We start from the raw sequence: 20,032 nt of genomic DNA on the forward strand, positions 1-20,032 counted from the left end.
GACGGATCCGCCAGCCACAGCTTGCCATGTTTGCCGAAGCGGCACCAGCAGCCCAGAACCGCACCATCAATCCTTGCGCGAACGACAAGTGAAACGCACCTGATCCGCCAGACTAGCCCGCAGCAGACCGGATCAGTTCTGATGTTGCCCACGCACGTAATCCATCACGGCGCTCCGCACCGACATCTCTCCTCGCTGGCGGGCGTCTTCGATGACCTTGCGCACTTCATCAAGGTTGCAACGGCGCAAAAGGCTTTTCACCGGCCCGATGGACGCCGGTCGCATCGAAAGCGAGCGAAAACCCATCGCCGCAAAGCACAGCGCTTCGACAGGCCGCCCTGCATCCTCACCGCAAAACGACAGGTCCGTGTTCGTCTCAGCGCAGCGGGCCACAATGCCCTCAAGGAAAGTCAGAAAACTGACATTCAGCGTGTCATACCGGCGGCGCACACGTTCATTTTCGCGATCCGCCGCAAAGAAGAATTGCTTGAGGTCATTGCCCCCCACCGACAGAAACTCGACCTCTTCGAAAAAGACCTGGGGCGCGAACGCAAGGCTCGGTGTTTCCAGCATCGCCCCGATTTCGATCCGTTCCGGCAGCACATGGCCCAGACGTTCCTCCCGGGCGCGGGTCTTGTCCACCTCTGCCCGCGCGGCGCGAAATTCCTCAAGCTGGGCGATAAACGGAAACATGATCGTCAAAGGTCGCCCTGCCGCCGCCCGCATCAACGCCTGCAACTGCATCCGCATGATGCCCGGTTTATCTAGCCCCACGCGGATCGCCCGCCACCCCATTGCAGGGTTGGGTTCATCCGCAGGCTTCATATAGGGCAGCACCTTGTCAGACCCTATATCGAGCGTGCGAAACACCACTCTCTTGCCGTCGGCGGCATCCAACACTCGCGCGTAAAGCGCTGAAAGGTCAGACCTTTTAGGCATTTGGTTGCGCACGAGAAACTGCAGTTCCGTCCGGAAAAGCCCGACACCTTCCGCGCCAGAGCCCTTAAGCGACGGCAGATCAGCCATCAGGCCCGCGTTCATGTGCAACGATACGATGCTGCCGCAGCGCGCCTGTGCCGGTTCATCCCGGATAGACGCATAGCGTTCCTGAGCAGCGGCATGCATTGCGATCTTGTCGCGAAAGGCCGTGGCCACCGTGTCGTCCGGCCGCAGGTGTACGATCCCCTGCTCGCCGTCCACCATGATGTGATCGCCATTGAGCGCCTCATTCGTCACGCGCCCCGCATTCACGATCAGCGGTATCGCCAGCGCACGTGCCACGATTGCGGCATGCGAGCCGACTGATCCACCCTCCAGCACGATCCCCTTCAGGCTGCGCCCGTAATCCAGCAATTCGGCAGGGCCGATATTGCGGGCCACCAGGATCGGATCAGAGGGCAGTTCTGCCCCGGTATCCGCCCCCTGCCCTGTCAGGATCCGCAGCAACCGATTTGACAGATCATCAAGATCTGACAGGCGTTCGCGCAGATATCCGTCTGTCGACTGGCTCATCCGGGCGCGGGCAAGCGATTGTTCCTTTTCAACGGCCGCCTCTGCCGACAAGCCGCTTTTGATGTCCTCGCACATCCGCCGCATCCAGCCCTTGGAGTTGGCAAACATCCGGTAGGCCTCGATCACCTGCTGCTGGTCCTTGTCGCCCTGCGCCATGGTCAGCATCTGATCGACAGAGATGCGCAACTGATCCACCGCCTCGGTCAGGCGCTGCTCTTCCACCGCAGGATCGTCCGCAATCGGGTTCGACACGACAACTCGGGGCTCATGCAGCCAGACATGGCCCTCGGCCACACCTTCCTGACCCACGACACCGCGCACCAGGACCGGTTGCGAGTGCCGGGCAGACATCGCGGCCCCCTCACCCACAAACGCCCCAAGCTCAGTCATCTCGGCCACAACCATTGCGACCACTTCCAGCGCATAGATCTCATCGGCTGAGAATTCGCGTGCAGACTTCGACTGCACCACCAGGACGCCCAGTTTTTCACCCACGCGCTGGATCGGCACGCCCAGAAAGCTGGAAAAAATCTCTTCACCCGTCTCCGGCATATAGCGAAATCCGGGATACTGCGGCGCATCGGGCGTGTTGATGACCTGCCCGCGCTTGGCGACACGACCCACAAGCCCCTCGCCCATCTTCATCCGGGTCTGGTGCACCGCATCCGGGTTCAGGCCCCGCGTTGCACAAAGCTCAAGTGTTTCGTCGTCGCGAAACAGATAGATCGAACAGACCTCGCAGCCCATCGATGTGGCAATAAGGTCCGTGATCTTGTCAAGACGGGCCTGACCCGCCTCGTCGTGGGCCATCGCGTCACGCAAACGGCCCAAAAGCTTGCGGCTCTCTGTTTCATAACGCTCTGCCATGATGGCTGCTGTCACTTATCCTGCGATCCCGCCCCGGCGGCGGTCAAAAAACAGCTTAGACCACAAGCTTTGCCGGAACAAAACGTGTATTGCGCGGACCTGTGATCTTTTCTCCCGTCTTGCGTGTCCCTTGCCTGTTCAGACCCGCATAAGAACGTGAAGGCGATGAGGCTTCCAAGACTGTATTGATCGGTGCCTAGGCCGCCTTGTCGAGCTCGAAAGCATCATGCAGCGCCTGCACGGCCAACTCCATGTACTTGCGGTTGATCAGGACTGATATCTTGATCTCCGACGTGGTGATGACCTGAATGTTGATCCCTTCATTCGACAGAACGTCGAACATCTTGGCGGCAACACCGGTGTGGCTGCGCATGCCGATACCCACAACCGACACCTTGGCCACATCCTTGTCCGCAATCAGATCGTGGAAGTTGATCGTCCCGTCGGCCTTGGCCTCTGCCATCGCCTTTTCCGCTCGGGCCACCTGATCGACAGGGCAGGACCATGTCATGTCCGTACGCCCTTCTTCAGAGATGTTCTGCACGATCATGTCGACGTTCACACCCCCATCGCTGAGCGCGCCGAAAATGGCCGCGGCGATGCCGGGGCGGTCAGCAACACTGACCAGCGTCATCTTGGCCTCATCGCGTGAAAAGGCCACACCGGCCACGACATTGCTTTCCATGATTTCCTCCTCATCGCACACCAGCGTGCCCGCATCGTCCGATTGTTCTTCGAAACTCGACAAGACTCGCAGCTTGACCTTATAGCGCATCGCCAGCTCAACCGAACGCGTCTGCAACACCTTCGCCCCAAGCGAGGCAAGTTCCAGCATCTCTTCGAACGCAATCTTGTCGAGCTTGCGCGCCTTGGCGCTGACACGCGGGTCGGTCGTATAAACGCCATCAACATCGGTGTAGATATCGCACCGCTCGGCCTCAAAAGCGGCGGCAAAGGCCACTGCGGTTGTATCAGACCCGCCCCGCCCCAGCGTCGTGATACGGCCCTCGGGGCTCACGCCCTGAAAACCCGCCACCACAGCCACCTTCATACCTTCGGCAAATTTCGCGTTGATGTTCTGCGGGGGAATATCCTCGATCCGCGCCGCCGAATGCGCCGACGTCGTCTGCACCGGCACCTGCCAGCCCTGCCAGCTGCGCGCCGGCACATCCATCTCCTGCAAGGTCAGCGCCATCAGCCCGGCCGTCACATTCTCTCCTGAGCTGACAACCGCATCATACTCGCGCGCATCATAGAGCGGCGAGGTCTCACCGACCCACCCCACCAACTCATTGGTCTTGCCCGACATGGCGGAAACGATGACGATCACGTCATAGCCCTTGGCCACTTCCACGCCCACGCGCTTTGCCGCGCGGCGGATCCGGTCCAATGTGGCCACCGACGTGCCACCAAATTTCATTACCAGAATAGGCATCAACCCTCGCCCTTTGCAGTCCCGGGCCATTTACGCCGCCCCATGGACAAGAACAAGCCCCGGCATCTTCTGGCCTTAAATATCCCAGAGCGCGAGATTGGTATCGCACCCGACTTGGCGAAGCCAAAATCAATAGAACAGCTTGCGGCAAAGCCGCTCAATGCTGTCAAAACGCGTGTGCGCGCCCGTCCCAGGTCTCGAAACACCCGGTTGTCGCAATCGACAGATGATCAAACCGCGCGACCAACCCGCGCACCGCGTCATCAACCGTGATATCTGCAGTCTTTCCGCCCATATCCGTCTGCACCCAGCCGGGATGATAGATGCCAACGGCAATTGCGTCGGTCTTGAGATCGCTCGCAAGGTTGCGACCCAGATTGAGCACCGCGGCCTTGGACGCCCGATAGATATAGCTGCCTCCCGGCGCATGGGTCGAAGAGGCCATCTGCGACGAAATAATGGCGATCTTCGCACCCGGTGCCGCGCGCAAATTCGGCAGCAGCGTCTGGATCGTCAGGAAAACGCCCGTCACGTTGGCCGCAAAGGTCTGTGCCCAAAGATCCGCACCATAACCATCCTCCAGCGCATGGCCCTTATCAAGGTAAACCCCGGCATTGCAGATCAGCAGATCAATCGCCCGCCCGTCCAGCGCGGCGGCCATCTTGGCATGGCTGTCAGGGCGGGTCACGTCCAGCTGCACCGGTGCGGCAACCGACCGTCCGGTGCCGATCACCTCTTGCCCGCGCGCACTGTAGGCGGCGGCAAGTCCCGCCCCGATGCCCCGGCTGGCACCTGTAATCAGGATGGTCATGGGGGCTCCCTCGCGTGCCTCAGCTCAGTTTCTGTTTGGGTCGAAACGGCAGGGGCATCACCGGCACGCCGTCCTCTGCCAGCGCCTTGGCCTGATCCAGCCGCGCCTCGCCATAGATCGATCGTTCGGGCACCGTGCCTTCATGCATTGCACGCGCCTGCGAGGCGAAATCCTTGCCCACGTAGTCTGAATTCGCTTCGACTTTTTTGCGCAGGGCCTCGACCGCCTTTTCCACATCCGAATGGGGCTTTGACAAAACGGGGACAGGGGCATCGGCATCATCAGATGTTGCCACGCGGGGGGCCATCAGAGATTTGGCGACCTTGAGTGATCCGCAAACGGCACAATTCAGATGTCCCGCCTTTTCCAGCGCTTCAAAGGCAGACGAAGACTGAAACCAGCTGTCAAAGCTGTGCCCTTCGTCGCATTTCAAGGTGTAACTGATCATGGCGCGTGTCGCGTCCTGGCTTGCAAAAGTTCGTATGTGTTACATGGGGCGCAGCGCAAGGTGCGTCAAGCTTTCTGCGGGCCGCGGCGCGGCTCGAATCCCAGGATAAGACGTGCGAGTTCGGGTTCCGCGACCTTCTTTGCAGCAGCCCTGCGCGACATCCATCGGCGCTTGCGCTCAGACTTTTCGGGGTACTTGCTGGCAAGCGATTTCACCCGCACAGCATAAAGCATCGCAAGACACGGCAGATCATCCATGTCGGAAATCCCCTTGGCATAGGAATAGACGCCCAGGCAGCCTCCCTCCGGCTTGCCGATCACACCCCCCTCTTCCCAGGCCTCCAGCGCCGCACTTTGCGCAGGTGTTTTGCCGTCCATCGGCCAGCCTTTCGGCACGATCCAGCGTTTGGTCCCGCGACTGGTAACCAACAGCACCTGTACCTTGCCCTTCTTGACGCGATAGCACAGGGCCGCAAACTGCGTGCGCACGTCCCCCTTGCGGGCACCATGCAGCGAAATTGGCAGTTGTTTGATCATGCAGCGCCTGTCTTCTTGAGGGTCGTTCGCCCCGTTACTCCCAACTTATCGAATTAACTTTCCAAGCGCCAGTTTCCAAGCTTGGTCTTGTGACAACCGCACGCATGACAGATAGTCCCGCCATGCGAAGCTGGGCTGCAATATTGATGTGTCTTTTCAGCGTTGTGGCATGCGGTGCTGCAGCGGATCAGCGCGTGACAGTCTTTGCCGCAGCGAGCCTTCAGGGCGCGCTTGAAGAGATCGCCGCAAGCTACATCACACCCGTTACCCATTCCTTTGCCGGGTCGGGCACCATCGCGCGCCAGATTGCCGCAGGCGCACCGGCAGATGTGGTGGTCCTTGCCAGCCCGGACTGGATGGATTGGGTCTCTGATAATGCCCCTGAAACACCGTTGAAAACGGCCAATATCGCCGGAAACACGTTGGTCGTCGTCGCACAGGCCGGGGCAAGCCCGCTGTCAGATGTCACACAGATCGCATCAAGGCTGGCAGACGGCCGCCTCGCGATGGGTCACCGTGATGCAGTCCCGGCGGGACGCTATGCGCGCGAGTGGCTTCAAAGTACCGGACAATGGACCCTCTTGCAGGACCGTCTGGCCGAAACCGACAATGTCCGCGCCGCGCTGGCGCTGGTGGCAAAGGCCGAAGCGCCTCTCGGAATCGTCTATGCCACCGATGCGCAGGCCGAAGCGCGGGTCGAGGATGTCCTGACAATTCCGACAGCGGGCCATTCCCCCATTCGCTATCCCGCAGCGGCGCTGACGCCTGCTGGCCTTGACTATCTTTCCCATCTGCAAAGCGACGCCGCGCGGGATATCCTCGCCCGGCACGGCTTTTCGAAAGGCACCCCATGACCGTCGACGCCGCCGCATGGGACGCCCTGCGCCTGTCGCTTTGGGTCGCCTGCTGGGCGACGATACTTGCCGTGCCCCTTGCGCTGTGGGTCGCCTGGATCCTCGCACGGCGCGACTTCTGGGGTAAGACAGCCCTCAATGCCGCCGTGCATCTGCCGCTGGTGCTGCCGCCGGTCGTCACGGGCTATCTGTTGCTCAGCCTCTTTGGTCGCACTGCTCCGCTGGGTCAGGCGCTGGAGAGCATCGGCCTGCGGCTTGCCTTTCACTGGTCCGGCGCGGTGCTGGCCGCGATCATCATGGGTTTTCCACTGATGGTGCGTGCCATGCGGCTGGCCATCGAGGCGGTCGATCCGAAACTGGAAGAGGCCGCACTGACACTGGGCGCACCACGCCGGGATGTGTTCATGCGCGTCACCCTGCCGCTGATTGTCCCAGGCATTCTGGCCGGGGCGGTCATGGGCTTTGCCAAAGCGGTGGGCGAATTCGGGGCGACGATCACCTTTGTTGCCAATATCCCCGGCCAGACCCAGACCCTGCCAAGCGCGATCTGGTCCGCGTTGCAGATCCCGGGTGCCGAAGGCCGCGCCGCTGCCATGGTGCTGATGGCTTGCGTGCTCGCAGTCGGGGCGATTGTCCTGTCTGAGCTTCTTGCGAAACGGGTCGCCCAAAGGATCGCGGGGACATGAGCCTTATCGTGGATATCCAGCACAGGTTTGGCGATTTCGATCTCACCGTCGCGTTTGAGGCAGGTCCAGGCATCACCGCGCTCTTTGGCCGATCAGGCGCTGGGAAGACCACGGTCGTAAATGCGGTGGCAGGCTTGCTGACCCCAGATCAGGGCCGTGTTCGTTTTGATGACCAAACCCTTTTTGACAGCACTACGGGGCAAGACCTGCCAGCAGACAAGCGTCACTTCGGCTATGTCTTTCAGGACGCTCGCCTCTTTCCGCATCTCACTGTGCGTCAGAACCTCGAGTTTGGGGCAAAGTACACCCAGAACGCGCCGGTCGCCTCGCTTGACGAAACGGCTGACCTGCTGGGTTTGCAGGGCCTGCTCGCGCGCGCGCCCAACACACTGTCGGGGGGCGAAAAACAGCGGGTGGCGCTGGGGCGGGCCTTGCTGAGCCAGCCGCGCATGCTGTTGATGGATGAACCCCTTGCCAGTCTGGACGGTCCGCGCAAACAGGACATCCTGCCTTTTCTCGAACAATTGCGGGACGGCCTGTTCACGATCCCGATTCTCTACGTCAGCCACGCCGTGGACGAGGTCGCGCGCCTTGCCGACCGGCTGGTGTTGCTGCAGGACGGTCAGGTGCGTGCGCAGGGCCCGCTTTTCGACGTGATGGCAGACCCGGCGGCAGTGCCGCTTTTGGGTGTGCGCGAAGCAGGCGCTGTGCTTGAGGCTGAGGTCTGCGCCCACGCCGATGACGGGCTATCCACCTTACGTCTGTCAGCAGGCAATCTGGAATTGCCGGGGGTACAGGCCGCGGTGGGCAGCACGGTGCGCCTGCGGGTTTTGGCGCAGGATGTGATATTGTCCCTGGACAGACCGGACGGTCTGTCGTCAGTCAATATTCTGCCGGTTAAGATTGACCAGGTGCACCCCGGCGACGGACCGGGCGCGGCCATCGCGCTGTCATCAGGTACCGACCGCCTGCTTGCGCGGGTGACAGCACGTGCAGTCAAGGAAATGCGGCTCCATCAGGGGATGCATTGCTTTGCGATTATCAAGGCAACAACAGTCGCGCCCGGCAGTATCGGGCGTTAGGCCCGTTTGACAGGAACCCTGGAAATGCGCTGATTGAACTGCTTGAGCAGATCCGCATGTTCCACATCCGCATCAATCGCAAGCTTGCGCAGCCCAAAATGCACATGCGCCATATCTTCATAATAGCTGGTATAGGCGTAATTCGTCGCTGCCCCGGCAACGGCACCCAGCACCGGCACCGCCTGGGCCGCCAGCTTTTGCCCCAGCACAATCGACAACTTGGGCGCGACCCGCGCGATCGCCGATTGCATGGCCTTACCGGTCAGCGTCATCCGCGCGGACAGAAAGCCAAGGTCAGACCCGTCATCACCGGATAGAGGCCCGGCGGCGGAAAAGACATGAATGCAATCAAACTGCACATTGTCGGCACTGGGGTCAAAGCCGTGCTCAACTGCCACCCCCTGAATGACACGCAACAACAACGTGGTGGTCACGGGCAACTCCGCCATTGCAGTCGGCAGGCCGCCTGCCCCCCCGGCAGCCCCCATGGCCGAAGCCACCGTCTGGTTCAGCCAGCTTTTCTGGTCCGGCACCATTGACCGGCTTGAATGTGCGGCTTTCATCGCCTGCGTGAGCGCAGCAGAGGTCGCCGCCTCAAGATTGCGCTGAACAGGCTCTGGCAAGCTCTTGAGCAGGCTCTCGGCACTGCCACCGATAAAATTCAGCACTGAGATGCCCACACCGCCCGCCCCTTTGTAGCGTTTCACCAGTGCTTCAAGCCGCACCTCGACGTCCACGGTCGCAGGCAGGTCAGTTTCGATGTGCATATGTCATCCTCTCACTTCACCTAACATGGGGCAGAAATTGGCTGATTTCAATCAACCCAGCGGCGCACCGTGCCACTGACACCGTCCCAAGCGCCCGCAAGCAGGCTGCGCCCCAGGACGCGGTCCGGGTTTGTCGGGGGCGGCATGACCACGCCCTTCAACCGCGAAAAACCGAACCGGTTGTAATAGGGCGCATCGCCCACCAGCAACACCCGATGCCAGCCCAGCGGGGCGGCATGGCACAGGCTTTCCTCGATCAGCGCGCGACCCAGTCCCTCCCCTTGACGCGTAGGGTGAACTGCCACCGGCCCCAGCAACAGGGCCTTGTGGACACCAATGCGCACCGGCCAGTACCTTATGGCCCCAGCCAGTATGCCCTCACCGTCGCGGGCAACATGGCTCAGCCCCTGCACCGGCACCACATCATCACGCAATCGGTAGGATGACAACGCCGTCCGCCCCGGTGCAAAACACAGGTCATAAAGCGCTTCGACCTCCCAATGGTCTTCGCTGGTTTCCGGGGTGATCTGGTACAAGGATCGGGTCTGTCCGCTTTGAGGTGGCAATGCCCCTAACATGAGGGTAGCCATTGGGCAAACCTCTGACTTGGAGAGACCGGATGTATTACCGCCCTCAGGATGGCCACGGCCTGCCGCACAACCCGTTCAACGCGCTGATCACACCCCGCCCCATCGGCTGGATTTCAACCCGTGACGCGCAGGGCAATGACAACCTGTCGCCCTATTCCTTCTTTAACGGTGCCGCCTATGTCCCTCCACAGGTGATGTTTTCCTCGACCGGGTCGAAAGAGGACGTGGGCGATACCAAGGACAACGTCGCCAACATTCGCGAAACGGGCGTCTTTTGCGTCAATGTCTGTGAGTTGGCCAAGAAAGACGCGATGAACGCGTCATCTGCCACCTTGCCCCGGGGCACCGATGAATTTGTCAAAGCAGGGGTCGACAAGGCCGACTGCCACGAGATCGCCTGTGCACGCGTAGCGGATGCACCTGCGTCTCTGGAATGCCGGATGACGCAGATCATCAAGCTTGAGGGCAAAAGCAATTTCGTGGTCCTGGGCGAGGTCGTCGGCATCCACCTGCGCGATGATTGCATCGTCGATGGCAAGTTTGACGCCACAACCTACATCCCGCTAAGCCGAATGGGATATCGCGATTACACCGCCGTGCATGAGGTGTTTGAGCTGATCCGCCCTGATGATTGAAGGACGGAAGGGTGCGAGCGAGTGCCAGAATCCAGTAGTCGCACCAAGCCGAACCCTGCGCAGTTTCTAACGCACAGCTCTCATTGCGAATTGGCGCGTCGCCGGTAATCCAAGATCAGTTCTCCACCGCAGCCTTCAGCTCTGCGTTAAAGGTTTGATACATGGGGAAAAGCTGAGCGACGAAATTCGCAGCATATGGGTTGTCGACAATTTCGTCTGATTGCACAAACAACGTCTGTTCCCCGCACATCTCAACGCTGTAGATGTGGTTGTCGCGGCCGCCGCCGACGTCTTGTGGGAACGGGTCGGACCATCCGAACCTTTCGCCTTCATCGTAGATGAGCGTATGGGGGATGTTGTTGGAAATCGGCTGACCGTTTTCGTCTTCGCCAAAGATGAATGTGATCATCACGCTGCCGCCATCTTTGATGTCGCCGGTCATGCCTTGCAGAGAACCAGTGCTCCAACCTGCCATTTTGTCGAAGTCCGTCAGGGTCGCCCAGACATCTGCCGCTTTGGCGTCGATCAGAACCGAGGTGTACACGGTGGCATGGGTTTCGGTGATCTGCGCGATGCTGCCGTTCGTCATGTTTGCATCACATGACGTTTCTGCCGACACGGGGGCACTAAGCACGACGGCCACAAGGGGTGCGGCAAGACAAGTCCGGGTAGCAAGGTAAAATCGTTTCATGATCGCTCCTGTTAATGTCAGTTCGTTGAGATTTTTGCGGGACGTGTGCGTTTACTTGCTTGGGTCGCCAGACGCCCAAGCCACGCCATCGCCGCGGTCCATGGTCGCCATTTGCGCCATGTCGGCTTCATCGATGGCAAAGGAGAACAGATCGATGTTCTGTCGCATCCGCTCCGGGTTCAGGCTTTTGGGCAGCACGGCATACCCGCTCTGGACACCCCAACGCAGCAAAAGCTGCGCCTCTGACACATTGTATTTCTCGGCCATGGTCTGAAAGGCAGTGCCGTCCGCCTTCATGTCGTCGGTCTTGGCACTGTCCTGCCCCGGCTCTGTGCGCCATGTAGAAAGGGGGACAAGGCTGCTGTACGCAATTGGCGCGATGTCATGATCCGCCATATAGGCAAGCAACTCCGGTTTCTGAGACCAGGGATGCAATTCGATCTGATTGGCGTCCGGCATTGGCAAGCCAGCGGTTCTAATTTCTTCAAGATGGGTTTGGTTAAAGTTGCTCACCCCGACGGAACGGGCCTTGCCGTTTTCCTTCAGTTCCAGCAACGCCCGCCATTGTTCCAGACGCATGTCGCCGCCATAGGGCGCGTGGATCAGATAGAGGTCGACGTAATCAAGCCCCAAACGCGCAAGGCTTGCGTCGCATTCTTCCAGCGCTTGCGCTCCGGTTTTGGGCGCGTCGCCCCATGCCGGGTTCCCGGGCCAAAGCTTGGCCGTCACAAAGAGGTCTGCGCGCGCGACGCCTTCGTTTTGCAGGCCCGTCCTGATCCCTGCGCCGACCGTTTCTTCGTTATGGTAGCCGGACGCGGTGTCGATGTGCCTGTAGCTCGCCGCAATCGCAGAGCTGATTGCCGTCTCCGCATCATCGTTTGAGATCAGATATGTGCCAAAGCCGACGGCCGGAATGGCCGTGTCTGCGTTCAAGGGGAAGGTAACTGGTGTTGCAGGCATGACGCGCTCCGTTCGTTGGCTTGATTGGATCGACGCTAGGCGCAGGCGCCGGTCACGTCCTGCCAATTACTCCAACATTTTTGCCAATTCCTCCGAACGACGGGCATAATGCGTGATTTTTCTGAGCGAGTTTGTTAGGGATGAGGCAAGGAGAACGCGATGTCTTTTAGGAAACTTCAGCATCTGGCCAAAGAGCTTAGTCTGCGCGAATCCGAGAATTCCGGAAGAATTCTGCCCGCGGCACAGGTTTTCCAACGAGATGCCGCCAGCGCGTTCGAGGCCGTCGTCTATGATCCTGTCATCTGCCTAATACTACAAGGCAAGAAAGAAATGCATATCGGCGACAGGTGCATCTCTCTTTCCGAAGGGCACGCATTGGTGGTCAGTCATGACCTGCCGGTGACGTCAAGGATTACCGAAGCCAGCCCCGAGGCCCCCTATCGTGCGCTGATCTTTTCCATCGATGTGGGTGTCCTGCGCGGCCTTTACCAACAGGTAGGCGAGGCCGTGTCAGACGGCCATCCCGCCACGTCGCTTTCGGCAAGTGCGGCCGATCCTGCGTGGGTCGATCCGATGGTGCGGTATCTCGCATTGATGGATGCACCGCTGGAAGCTCAGGTCCTGGGGCCGATGATACTGACAGAAATTCACTTTCGCCTCCTTCTGTCGCCAATCGGGGGCATGTTGCGCAATCTGCTGTCGGTGGATAGCCATGCCAGCCGTATCGCCAAATCGATCCGGAAGATCAGAGCTGACTTTCGCGAACCATTGGTGGTGGGTGACCTTGCGCAGGTGGCAGGCATGAGCCCGTCATCCTTTCACGAACACTTCAAATCAGTGACCGGCACCACGCCGCTGCAATATCAAAAAGACCTGCGCATGATCGAAGCGCGCGCCCTTCTGGCAAAAGGCGTCCCTTCGGTATCGGTGGCGGGGTTTGAAGTTGGCTATGAGAGCCTCACCCATTTCAGCCGCGACTATTCCCGCAAATTCGGATGTTCGCCAAAACACCACCTTGCCCGGGCATCCTAGGGTCAGGACCCATTAATCTTGCACCGCTGGTTTGACAGATTTTGCTCGTGACAAGAAGCATCTGCGCAGGAACTCTCGTTGAATTTCAAGCAGATACGCCGCAGCTCACGGGGAAAATCTGTCAAATCCGAAGGACGACAAAACCGCTTCATTTCAACGGCTTGAGCCATTTGCAGTTAACCCGTTAGTCGCTGCATGTCTCAAACCGCTGAACTTTCGCGGTTTTGACGCCAGCGGCGCAAGATTAATGGGTCCTGACCCTAGGCTACAGCTTTCTCCCAATCGGACGTCCCAGCCCTGTTTTGGTACAGCACCTTCTCCGGCGCAGATGCCAATCTACGAACCGCGACGAAGGGTCGGTCAAGCGGGATGAACTTGCTGTTCGCATATTGTCCTAATCGTTTTGAATCGCGATCTAGAACGTTCTGAATCATGTCTTCGGGCGAGCCCACAGTCAAAGCTGGGGTTGATGAGGACCATGGTCGCAACCGCGGCACGTGAGAAACTCATCAAAGGATACGACGATGTCGAACTCATCATCTTTTCAGTCGCACTTGGCTGTTATCTTTGTCGGCGCATTGATTGTCAGTGCAGCGCAAGCTGAAACCCAGCGCAATACCGATGCCATTGCCACGCGGGTAGAGGTGCCCACCAGTGCCGGACAGAATATACCAGTGGGCGCCTTCGGATTTCTGCTCGTCGAACGACCTCGAGAAGTGAACCTTCTCGCTCTGCGCGGTTTGGCTGGAAGCGGGAAAGTAGTCCTGCGCACCGATCAACCGGGATTGTGCCTGAGCATACCTATTCGGTTCATCGCAGGAGACTTCGGCGGAGAGGCAATATCCGGACACCTGGCGGAGCCCATCCACTTTACGATCACAAGCAGAAAGGCCGCAAGAGCGTTGGCAACAGGTCGGGATGTGGTCAGCGACCAGTACAGAGTCGGCGATCAGTTCAAGTCAGATGCTGACATTGTGCTCCAATCAGGACTGGACGAGGGCGTTGGTTTTGTCATCAACCCGGGCCGCAACATCCTTGGTGACATCTTTGGTGTCAGTACGAAACCAGTCTCCTGCCAACGCGTCTAGCCTCCAAAAAAGGGGCGCAGGCGAATATTATCCGTCTGCGCCCCTGATTCTGAATTGCGAGGGCGTTAGACCGGTCATGCGTCTGAATTCGGTGTTGAAACTCGACTTTGACAAAAAACCGGCCTCGAACATGACCTCCGTTATCGGCAGATCAGTTTCCAGCAAAGCGCCTTTCGCATAGGCAATGCGGTACCCGTTGATGAAGCGCGAAAAATTCTGTGTAGTGGTGCGGTTGATCGCGCCAGACAAGTCCCGGGCCGGAACCGAAAGGCGTTTCGCAAGCCGTGCCAGTGTGAGGTTGCTGTCGCGAAAAAGCTCTTTGTCTTTCATGATCTCGTTGAGAGCCTGCATCAATGCGTGGTCCGCGTCAGATGCCTCAGCGCGCGCGGGGACGTTTCGTTGCGATGCACGTAGGATCAGCGGCACGCCAATCAAAGCGACGACAAAGACGAACCCGGCGAACAAACCCGATACCCCCGTCAAAAGCGTCAAAAGCTGAGGATCATTTGCGACAAGGCTGATAGCAAATACCAGCCCGTCAGCGACGACCATCAGACCGATCAACGCAAGTGTTGCATAAATCGCCGCCCGCCACAGTCCGGTTGAATGCGGCGGCACGGAAAGGAAGTCATCAGGGCTATAGCTCAACAGGCTGGCTATGCGCACAATATAGATGCAGTTGACAGCCAAGATGAACAAATCTGCAGAAACCGGTATGGGTGATAGCAGGCCAACCAACGCGACAGCGACAAACCCACCGTTGCGATACAGCATGCTGTTCCAGCGTTTGCCCCTATCAAGGGTCAGTGAGGCAAATCCAATATACGCTAGAGGCGCCGCCAGTATAGCGACAAAAGGCTGAACGCGTGCGGGCCAGGACCAGTCCAACGAGACGCGCATCCCCAGTAAAACCGTTACAAACACCAGACACAACAAAAAGCCACAGAGAAAAAACCTGGAGCGTCCGGGCACGCGCGTGTCCCATGCAAGCACATAGGCCGCGATGGTCATCAGAACGCTCACCAGCCAGGTTATTGGGAATGCACTCATCGCTCAACATTATTGACAACCATCATCCTTTGACCAGACCTTTCACCGGACGGCGGAGTTCCAACTTTCTAATACCGTGGTCGTTGTGGATTCAAACCAGGCATTTGACCGAAACAGACAGTCGATTTTGCTTGAAAATGGACTTGGACGGCGGCCGATTGGGACGAAGCGCGCTATCGCCACGACTGCGCGGGTGACTGCGTATGGCGTGAACTCGGGCCATATTCGCGGAGCGAGCTGTTCTAGGGGAACCGATAACAACCATTGTGTTGCGCGCTGAAACATCTCGGTGGACACGTCCCGAACCATTTTCAGATTTTTCTAGAAATCATCAAATTCCGGGACATTGCCAAGCCGGACGAGGAAGCTGGGTGACCCGACTTCGCCACTATCTGGGTCCTCACTGATCGCATAGGCGTCAGCACCGGCGCAGTCCTCTGACTGGGCTTCACGTTCGGCTCTGCTCTGTGCTTCTGCTGCTGTAGAATATTGAAATTGCTTGCCAATTTTCATACCAGCCTGCCCGCCACGCCCGGGCTTTTGTTCCACATATGTCTGACAGATGTAATGAACCTTTGTCGTGCTCTCGCCTGCTTGGGTCACGGAAGCATCCTTTGCGGTTTTTGTGGCGCCACTGAAGCTTCACGGGGACGAGTAACGGCTATGCTGTCGCTGTGCCGGCGCTTTGGGCGCACCCGTCTCGTCTCATGCACTACCGTGACCGTTTGCGCGGGGTGTTGGCTTCTCGTTCGAGGCGCGCGTTGCGGAGACGATCGTTTTTGGCCTGTCGCTGCTCGGCTTCTTCCTCAGCCATTTTGCGAACGATACGGGTTGTCTTGTCCAACGGCGTTTCCGCTTTGGGGTACTGCGTTTTGAACACGCTTGTTTTTGTCAGCTTTGCCAATTGGTATTCTCCTTGTTGATGGTGTCGGGGCAGGTTGGAGCGACGTCGGTCAAACCAATGCCAGATGTCTGCTTGGGTCTTGGACAGCGCGCGCATTTGGCCCTGGCTGGTCATTGTGCAGATTTGTCTGCGTATCGGGGGCGGCCATGGCCCGCATCAAAGCGCTATAGTTCATCTCAAACCGCATTTCGGTTCCGACGCTGGGCGACGCATTCTTGGTGCCGATGACAAGATGATCGCTTGTTGCACCAACAAGACGATCTCCAGGTGCCATGGAAAGCCCCACCGGGTCGATATCCTGATGCCCGATGCCAAGAATGATCCGAGTATTGTCAAAAGTGTCAGGGACAAGCTGCATGCGTGCCAAGGTATGATCAGGGGAGTACAAGATCGGACGCACCGGTTTGGTGTCCGTCTCAATCACTTCGGCAACAAGCGTAAAGGCATCCTGAAACATGCCACTGATCTGATCTCCTGTAATCGGATCAACGCCAAGCAGTATGGCTTCTCCAAGGCGCAGGTCGTTGATCCGACCGGTCGCAAATTCTCCAAGAGCCCAAGGCAGGTTTGCAGAGTTGCCGCCAGACACTGTCTGACTGAACGGACCACAACGCCCCTCGACCTCATTGGCAAGATCAGACAGCGCCCGCATCTTTGCATCCGTTGGTGCGACGCCACCCAGACACGCGAAATTGGCCCCAATGCCTTTGAGCGCCACACCGGGCAGATCCAGCACTTGCTGTGCCATGTTGCCAAGGTCTTGTGGCATGATCCCTTCGCGCAGATCACCCATTTCGACCATCAGGATAATGCCGTGCACCCTATTTTGCCGCAATGCAGCAGCGGCCAGGGCGGTAATCACAGCCATCTCTGTGTTGTAGCTCGCCTCACAGACGTGCACGACGGCGTCCACCTGGCTCAGCATCGGTGTTCGGATCAAGGTGACCGGGCAAGTCAATCCGGCCTGCCGTAACCGCTGCACATTGCTCAGACGCGCCTCAGCAAGGCCTGACGCGCCGCCGTCAAGCATGGCCCGGGCGATGGCTGGATGTCCGCAAACGGCTTTGGTCACTGCGGTCACACAGATGCCACGCGCCTTCAGCGGCCCGACAACAGTCTGTGTGTTGTGGCGGATCTTGCTTATGTCTACCTCAATGCGCGGGGTGCTCATATTGCCGCCACAGGTATCCCATGCTGCAGGCCGGGATAGGCAGCAACGACCATAGCCAACAAATGTGCCGCCGGTCTGCTGAGCGCGTCCGTGACGGGCAGTCCAAGAATTTCGCTTTGGGCCGAAATCGTGTTTGTGATCTCGGTTTCGGACATGCCCTCGTGGTTGATTGTGACGCCGATGACCTTGGTATCGGAAAACGCTTCGATCAATGCGATTTCACTGGCCGGGGTGGGCATCGGCATGTTGGGAAAATCGCAGCGATGGGCGCGCTTTGGGGCGTGTTGAAGGATGACGGCGTCCGGTTGACTGCCGCGCAGGATAAAGGCCGAGGTACAGAACGCCGGATGGCTCAACGCGCCCTGGCCCTCGATCAGAATGACATCGGGTTGCTCTGCTTCTGAGGCCGCGACGATTGCGCCCTCAAGTTCGCCGCAACAGAATTGGGGTGGAACGGCATCCATGGCCACGCCATATTTTGCACCCTGCATCAGACCCGTCTGGCCTGTCCCAACCAGCACAGTCTTGATGCCCTTTGCGTTCAAGGCGCGGGCCAGAACTGTCGCAGTGGTTCTCTTCCCAATGGCGCAATCGGTTCCGAGAACGGCTATACGCAGCGCAGCGACAGTTGCGATGCTGCCATCGAACAGACGCATGTCTTTGCTTAGCTTGGGTTTGCGGATGTCGCGGATGGTGATCTGTCTTTCCAAGGCCGCTTGTGCAATTTCGATGTCGTCGCTGAGGTACTCATGCAGGCCGCTGACGACGTGCATACCGCGCGCGATCGCATCCAGCACAACAACACGATCCGCCGCCGAAAGCCGCCCTGTGGAGGGGGCCATGCCATAGATGAATGTATCAGGTTTGACGGCTTCGTTGGCGACAGCGGCGTTCAGGTCTTTGAAAACCGGTATGCCGTTGATCGCGCCATCAAGAACCGTCCCACTGTCTGCGCCGCTGTGGGTGCTGTCGATGACCGAGGCGATCTTGTAGGCCTCAGAATGACGCACAAGGCCATTGGCGGTCTTACCGTCAATTCTGGCAAAGTTGCCCTCGCAATAGACAATCGCCGTCGGCTGAGCAGCGATCTGCGAAAGCTTGGACGACTGTGTCGCAGTGTCACGAACCATGGGCGGCGCTTGAGCGCCCCTGATGGGACGGCGAACGGTATCAACCGTATGAATGTCGGTTTTCATCGTATTTTCCTTTTGGTGGCGCGACTGGCGCCCGAATATGTGTTGAAGCAGGCGATTTGGTACAACGCTCTCAGTTCTTCAGAACGCACTGCCCCTTGGACTTCTGGAAGTTCCGGTTGCAGTCCCAGCGGTTTCCCGACCTGTCGAGATGGGCGTTTGCGGGAATGACGATCGCGTCGCAGCCTGCACCGGACGCTTCATATCCTCTCAGGCATTTCCATCCCTCGCCGTAGGATGCATCGTCAAGATATGCGAACTCCGGAACGACGACGGCCGCGCAAAGACCGTCCTGTTCGAAAAACCCACGCTCGCAGGTCCACGGCTGGCCATAGTGAGAACCGTTCAGATATCCGTTGGCCGGGACCGCGATTGCGGCGCACGTGTCAGCCACCTTTTCAAACCCGCGGTCACATTCCCACGCGGACCCGTAAGACGCGTCCACCAGATAGCCGTTTTCAGGCACCACAAACTCTTGGCAGGTATCATCGACTTTGAAAAACCCGCGCGCGCAGTGCCAGCGTTCGCCGGAAGGGTCCAGAAATCCGCCGTCTGGGACAACAACCGCAACACAGTCAGATCCATCGACCATGCGAAATCCATGAAAGCATTCCCATCCGGACCCATAGGACCGGTTTGTCTCATATGCATTTTCCGGGATCACAACGATTGCACAGGTCTCGCCAGTCAGCCGATACCCGATGTCGCATTCCCAACCTTCACCATAGCTCTTTGCACTGGCGTTTTCCGGCATGGTTTGGGCAAGCACGGGGGATGCCAACAGAAGCATGGCAAGGATAGGCCCCATGAAAATGGCCCAAAGCAATCGTGGGTCCGCCACCTTGCCTGCCAGGCAAGATGTCTGGAGCGATTTCAGCGCGGTCCTTGAGTTACGATCCATCCAACTCAAGCCCCGCGAGGCAGGCGTCCGCAAGATCGCGGTCTGGCGTGTCTGAACCGGGGCGGATCGCCCAACCTGTCTCTAACATCGCTTTGCGGCGGCCAAAGCCGGAAAGTTCCTGCAGGTTTGCAAGTTTTTCTGTTCGGGTCGGATCAGCCGCTGACAGATCAAGGCATACCGGGACCATCGCCAACGTCACTTCGTCCGCCGCCATGTTCTCTGCCATGGTCTGGGCGCTGCCGCCTGTCGTCCAGCCACCCCAGGTGAAGCCAATGATAGAAATCGCAACCGCACCACCCAAAGCACCGTAGATGCCGGGTTTCGTCCATTCAGGGAAAGTCATTTTTTGATCCTTTGACGGAGAAAGCGCCGCCTCACTGTTTTGCCGCTGACACAATTTAGTGCCTGGACGGTTCCTAAGTCGTTCTGATCGACAGCGCGCTGATCATCTTCAGCCGCCATACGTGGGCTTTACCGTCCACCTAAGTGGATGAATCTGGCACATGGGCGATGGGGTCGTGCGCGATACGATCGCCAACCTTCCCACGCATCAGATCCCTGCCAGGGCATGTGATAGTTGAATTTTGATGATAGAAGATCGTGATCCGCTCCTGCCGGCGATGCGCCTCTGCCGAAGAAGTCCACGACTTTGTACCCTTCACATAGTCCGATAGCGTCCGAATTACAACGCTGGTTGACCTCACCTCGTTTCCAACGCTTCCCATAGTCCTGATCCGAAGGGCGCGCACGAAACGTTGATACTGTGTTGGTCTGAGGTCAAACAGTGCCGACGATCGCGGCAACTGCCCAGTTACTCTC

At 58.7% G+C, this 20,032-nt stretch carries 22 protein-coding genes; 6 read left to right on the forward strand and 16 right to left on the reverse strand.

The window, feature by feature from the left end; translation table 11 throughout:
• Positions 1–132 precede the first annotated feature (132 nt).
• The 5 genes from ptsP to H9Q16_RS07200 form a co-directional block, all read right to left on the reverse strand.
• Complete coding sequence (gene ptsP, locus H9Q16_RS07180) at positions 133–2,379, reverse strand: phosphoenolpyruvate--protein phosphotransferase (protein ID WP_191075194.1); 2,247 nt, start codon at positions 2,377–2,379, stop codon at positions 133–135.
• A gap of 196 nt (positions 2,380–2,575) precedes the next feature.
• Complete coding sequence (locus H9Q16_RS07185; protein ID WP_191074640.1) at positions 2,576–3,814, reverse strand: aspartate kinase; 1,239 nt, start codon at positions 3,812–3,814, stop codon at positions 2,576–2,578.
• Between the two features lie 166 nt (positions 3,815–3,980).
• A complete protein-coding gene (locus tag H9Q16_RS07190; RefSeq protein ID WP_191074641.1) occupies positions 3,981–4,625 on the reverse strand; it encodes an SDR family NAD(P)-dependent oxidoreductase in 645 nt (214 codons plus the stop codon).
• 19 nt (positions 4,626–4,644) lie between these two features.
• Positions 4,645–5,073 carry a DUF1178 family protein gene (locus H9Q16_RS07195; protein WP_191074642.1) on the reverse strand — a complete coding sequence of 143 codons (429 nt, stop codon included), beginning with the start codon at positions 5,071–5,073 and terminating at the stop codon, positions 4,645–4,647.
• A 65-nt stretch (positions 5,074–5,138) separates the two neighbouring features.
• Positions 5,139–5,609, reverse strand: a complete 471-nt coding sequence (locus H9Q16_RS07200; RefSeq protein WP_191074643.1) for an NUDIX hydrolase — start codon at positions 5,607–5,609, stop codon at positions 5,139–5,141.
• Positions 5,610–5,713: 104 nt separating this feature from the next.
• Here H9Q16_RS07200 and modA point away from each other — a divergent pair, with 104 nt between their 5' ends.
• From modA to modC, 3 genes are read left to right on the forward strand one after another with little or no spacing between them, the layout of a single operon-like run.
• Entirely contained in the window at positions 5,714–6,463 is a 750-nt protein-coding gene (gene modA / locus H9Q16_RS07205) for a molybdate ABC transporter substrate-binding protein (protein ID WP_191074644.1), read from the forward strand.
• Positions 6,460–7,149: a molybdate ABC transporter permease subunit gene (modB, locus tag H9Q16_RS07210; RefSeq protein ID WP_191074645.1), complete on the forward strand. Its 690-nt coding sequence runs from the start codon at positions 6,460–6,462 to the stop codon at positions 7,147–7,149. Before modA ends, modB begins: the two co-directional genes overlap by 4 nt.
• The gene (modC, locus tag H9Q16_RS07215) at positions 7,146–8,231 is read left to right on the forward strand and encodes a molybdenum ABC transporter ATP-binding protein (RefSeq protein ID WP_191074646.1); all 1,086 of its coding nucleotides are present in this window, start codon (positions 7,146–7,148) and stop codon (positions 8,229–8,231) included. Before modB ends, modC begins: the two co-directional genes overlap by 4 nt.
• On the opposite strand, the gene H9Q16_RS07220 is transcribed toward modC, so the two are convergent.
• Together H9Q16_RS07220 and H9Q16_RS07225 are read right to left on the reverse strand one after the other, a co-directional pair.
• Positions 8,228–8,998, reverse strand: coding sequence for an EcsC family protein (locus H9Q16_RS07220; protein ID WP_191074647.1), 771 nt, complete (start codon positions 8,996–8,998; stop codon positions 8,228–8,230). The genes modC and H9Q16_RS07220 overlap by 4 nt on opposite strands.
• Positions 8,999–9,045: 47 nt before the next feature.
• Complete coding sequence (locus H9Q16_RS07225; protein WP_386260552.1) at positions 9,046–9,534, reverse strand: GNAT family N-acetyltransferase; 489 nt, start codon at positions 9,532–9,534, stop codon at positions 9,046–9,048.
• A gap of 83 nt (positions 9,535–9,617) precedes the next feature.
• Between H9Q16_RS07225 and H9Q16_RS07230 the strand changes: the two genes are divergently transcribed.
• Positions 9,618–10,223, forward strand: a complete 606-nt coding sequence (locus tag H9Q16_RS07230; RefSeq protein ID WP_191074648.1) for a flavin reductase family protein — start codon at positions 9,618–9,620, stop codon at positions 10,221–10,223.
• Between the two features lie 115 nt (positions 10,224–10,338).
• Here the strand turns inward: H9Q16_RS07230 and H9Q16_RS07235 are convergent, their stop codons facing one another.
• Both H9Q16_RS07235 and H9Q16_RS07240 read right to left on the reverse strand, forming a co-directional pair.
• Entirely contained in the window at positions 10,339–10,914 is a 576-nt protein-coding gene (locus H9Q16_RS07235; RefSeq protein WP_191074649.1) for an SRPBCC family protein, read from the reverse strand.
• Positions 10,915–10,965: 51 nt separating this feature from the next.
• Positions 10,966–11,874, reverse strand: coding sequence for an aldo/keto reductase (locus H9Q16_RS07240; protein WP_191074650.1), 909 nt, complete (start codon positions 11,872–11,874; stop codon positions 10,966–10,968).
• A 159-nt stretch (positions 11,875–12,033) separates the two neighbouring features.
• Here H9Q16_RS07240 and H9Q16_RS07245 point away from each other — a divergent pair, with 159 nt between their 5' ends.
• The gene (locus H9Q16_RS07245) at positions 12,034–12,906 is read left to right on the forward strand and encodes an AraC family transcriptional regulator (protein ID WP_191074651.1); all 873 of its coding nucleotides are present in this window, start codon (positions 12,034–12,036) and stop codon (positions 12,904–12,906) included.
• Positions 12,907–13,430: 524 nt separating this feature from the next.
• Entirely contained in the window at positions 13,431–13,994 is a 564-nt protein-coding gene (locus tag H9Q16_RS07250) for a hypothetical protein (RefSeq protein ID WP_191074652.1), read from the forward strand.
• A gap of 27 nt (positions 13,995–14,021) precedes the next feature.
• Here the strand turns inward: H9Q16_RS07250 and H9Q16_RS07255 are convergent, their stop codons facing one another.
• The 7 genes from H9Q16_RS07255 to H9Q16_RS07285 all read right to left on the reverse strand — a co-directional run bounded on the left by H9Q16_RS07255 (position 14,022) and on the right by H9Q16_RS07285 (position 19,556).
• Positions 14,022–15,044: a helix-turn-helix domain-containing protein gene (locus tag H9Q16_RS07255; RefSeq protein ID WP_216859308.1), complete on the reverse strand. Its 1,023-nt coding sequence runs from the start codon at positions 15,042–15,044 to the stop codon at positions 14,022–14,024.
• 321 nt (positions 15,045–15,365) lie between these two features.
• Positions 15,366–15,647, reverse strand: a complete 282-nt coding sequence (locus H9Q16_RS07260) for a hypothetical protein (RefSeq protein WP_191074653.1) — start codon at positions 15,645–15,647, stop codon at positions 15,366–15,368.
• Positions 15,648–15,756: 109 nt separating this feature from the next.
• Positions 15,757–16,044, reverse strand: coding sequence for a hypothetical protein (locus H9Q16_RS07265; protein WP_191074654.1), 288 nt, complete (start codon positions 16,042–16,044; stop codon positions 15,757–15,759).
• Positions 15,998–17,119 carry an alanine/ornithine racemase family PLP-dependent enzyme gene (locus H9Q16_RS07270; RefSeq protein ID WP_191074655.1) on the reverse strand — a complete coding sequence of 374 codons (1,122 nt, stop codon included), beginning with the start codon at positions 17,117–17,119 and terminating at the stop codon, positions 15,998–16,000. Before H9Q16_RS07270 ends, H9Q16_RS07265 begins: the two co-directional genes overlap by 47 nt.
• Positions 17,116–18,315: an N-acetyltransferase DgcN family protein gene (locus tag H9Q16_RS07275; protein WP_191074656.1), complete on the reverse strand. Its 1,200-nt coding sequence runs from the start codon at positions 18,313–18,315 to the stop codon at positions 17,116–17,118. Before H9Q16_RS07275 ends, H9Q16_RS07270 begins: the two co-directional genes overlap by 4 nt.
• Positions 18,316–18,385: 70 nt before the next feature.
• Positions 18,386–19,153 (reverse strand): hypothetical protein, encoded by a 768-nt coding sequence (locus tag H9Q16_RS07280; protein ID WP_191074657.1) that lies wholly within the window; start codon positions 19,151–19,153, stop codon positions 18,386–18,388.
• 49 nt (positions 19,154–19,202) lie between these two features.
• Positions 19,203–19,556 (reverse strand): hypothetical protein, encoded by a 354-nt coding sequence (locus tag H9Q16_RS07285; protein ID WP_191074658.1) that lies wholly within the window; start codon positions 19,554–19,556, stop codon positions 19,203–19,205.
• Positions 19,557–20,032 lie beyond the last annotated feature (476 nt).

The sequence above is a fragment of the Sulfitobacter aestuariivivens genome (genome assembly GCF_014763045.1).
Taxonomy (GTDB): Bacteria; Pseudomonadota; Alphaproteobacteria; order Rhodobacterales; family Rhodobacteraceae; genus Sulfitobacter; species Sulfitobacter aestuariivivens.

Bases quoted from the DNA above. Each gene is read 5' to 3' on its own strand.
- H9Q16_RS07200 (WP_191074643.1), bottom strand. From the start codon at position 5,609: ATGATCAAACAACTGCCAATTTCGCTGCATGGTGCCCGCAAGGGGGAC.
- H9Q16_RS07265 (WP_191074654.1), bottom strand. From the start codon at position 16,044: ATGCGCGCGCTGTCCAAGACCCAAGCAGACATCTGGCATTGGTTTGAC.
- H9Q16_RS07275 (WP_191074656.1), bottom strand. From the start codon at position 18,315: ATGAAAACCGACATTCATACGGTTGATACCGTTCGCCGTCCCATCAGG.
- H9Q16_RS07255 (WP_216859308.1), bottom strand. From the start codon at position 15,044: ATGAGTGCATTCCCAATAACCTGGCTGGTGAGCGTTCTGATGACCATC.
- modC (WP_191074646.1), top strand. From the start codon at position 7,146: ATGAGCCTTATCGTGGATATCCAGCACAGGTTTGGCGATTTCGATCTC.
- H9Q16_RS07185 (WP_191074640.1), bottom strand. From the start codon at position 3,814: ATGCCTATTCTGGTAATGAAATTTGGTGGCACGTCGGTGGCCACATTG.
- H9Q16_RS07195 (WP_191074642.1), bottom strand. From the start codon at position 5,073: ATGATCAGTTACACCTTGAAATGCGACGAAGGGCACAGCTTTGACAGC.
- modB (WP_191074645.1), top strand. From the start codon at position 6,460: ATGACCGTCGACGCCGCCGCATGGGACGCCCTGCGCCTGTCGCTTTGG.
- H9Q16_RS07270 (WP_191074655.1), bottom strand. From the start codon at position 17,119: ATGAGCACCCCGCGCATTGAGGTAGACATAAGCAAGATCCGCCACAAC.
- H9Q16_RS07220 (WP_191074647.1), bottom strand. From the start codon at position 8,998: ATGCACATCGAAACTGACCTGCCTGCGACCGTGGACGTCGAGGTGCGG.
- H9Q16_RS07235 (WP_191074649.1), bottom strand. From the start codon at position 10,914: ATGAAACGATTTTACCTTGCTACCCGGACTTGTCTTGCCGCACCCCTT.
- ptsP (WP_191075194.1), bottom strand. From the start codon at position 2,379: ATGGCAGAGCGTTATGAAACAGAGAGCCGCAAGCTTTTGGGCCGTTTG.
- H9Q16_RS07245 (WP_191074651.1), top strand. From the start codon at position 12,034: ATGTCTTTTAGGAAACTTCAGCATCTGGCCAAAGAGCTTAGTCTGCGC.
- modA (WP_191074644.1), top strand. From the start codon at position 5,714: ATGACAGATAGTCCCGCCATGCGAAGCTGGGCTGCAATATTGATGTGT.
- H9Q16_RS07230 (WP_191074648.1), top strand. From the start codon at position 9,618: ATGTATTACCGCCCTCAGGATGGCCACGGCCTGCCGCACAACCCGTTC.
- H9Q16_RS07240 (WP_191074650.1), bottom strand. From the start codon at position 11,874: ATGCCTGCAACACCAGTTACCTTCCCCTTGAACGCAGACACGGCCATT.
- H9Q16_RS07285 (WP_191074658.1), bottom strand. From the start codon at position 19,556: ATGACTTTCCCTGAATGGACGAAACCCGGCATCTACGGTGCTTTGGGT.
- H9Q16_RS07190 (WP_191074641.1), bottom strand. From the start codon at position 4,625: ATGACCATCCTGATTACAGGTGCCAGCCGGGGCATCGGGGCGGGACTT.
- H9Q16_RS07250 (WP_191074652.1), top strand. From the start codon at position 13,431: ATGTCGAACTCATCATCTTTTCAGTCGCACTTGGCTGTTATCTTTGTC.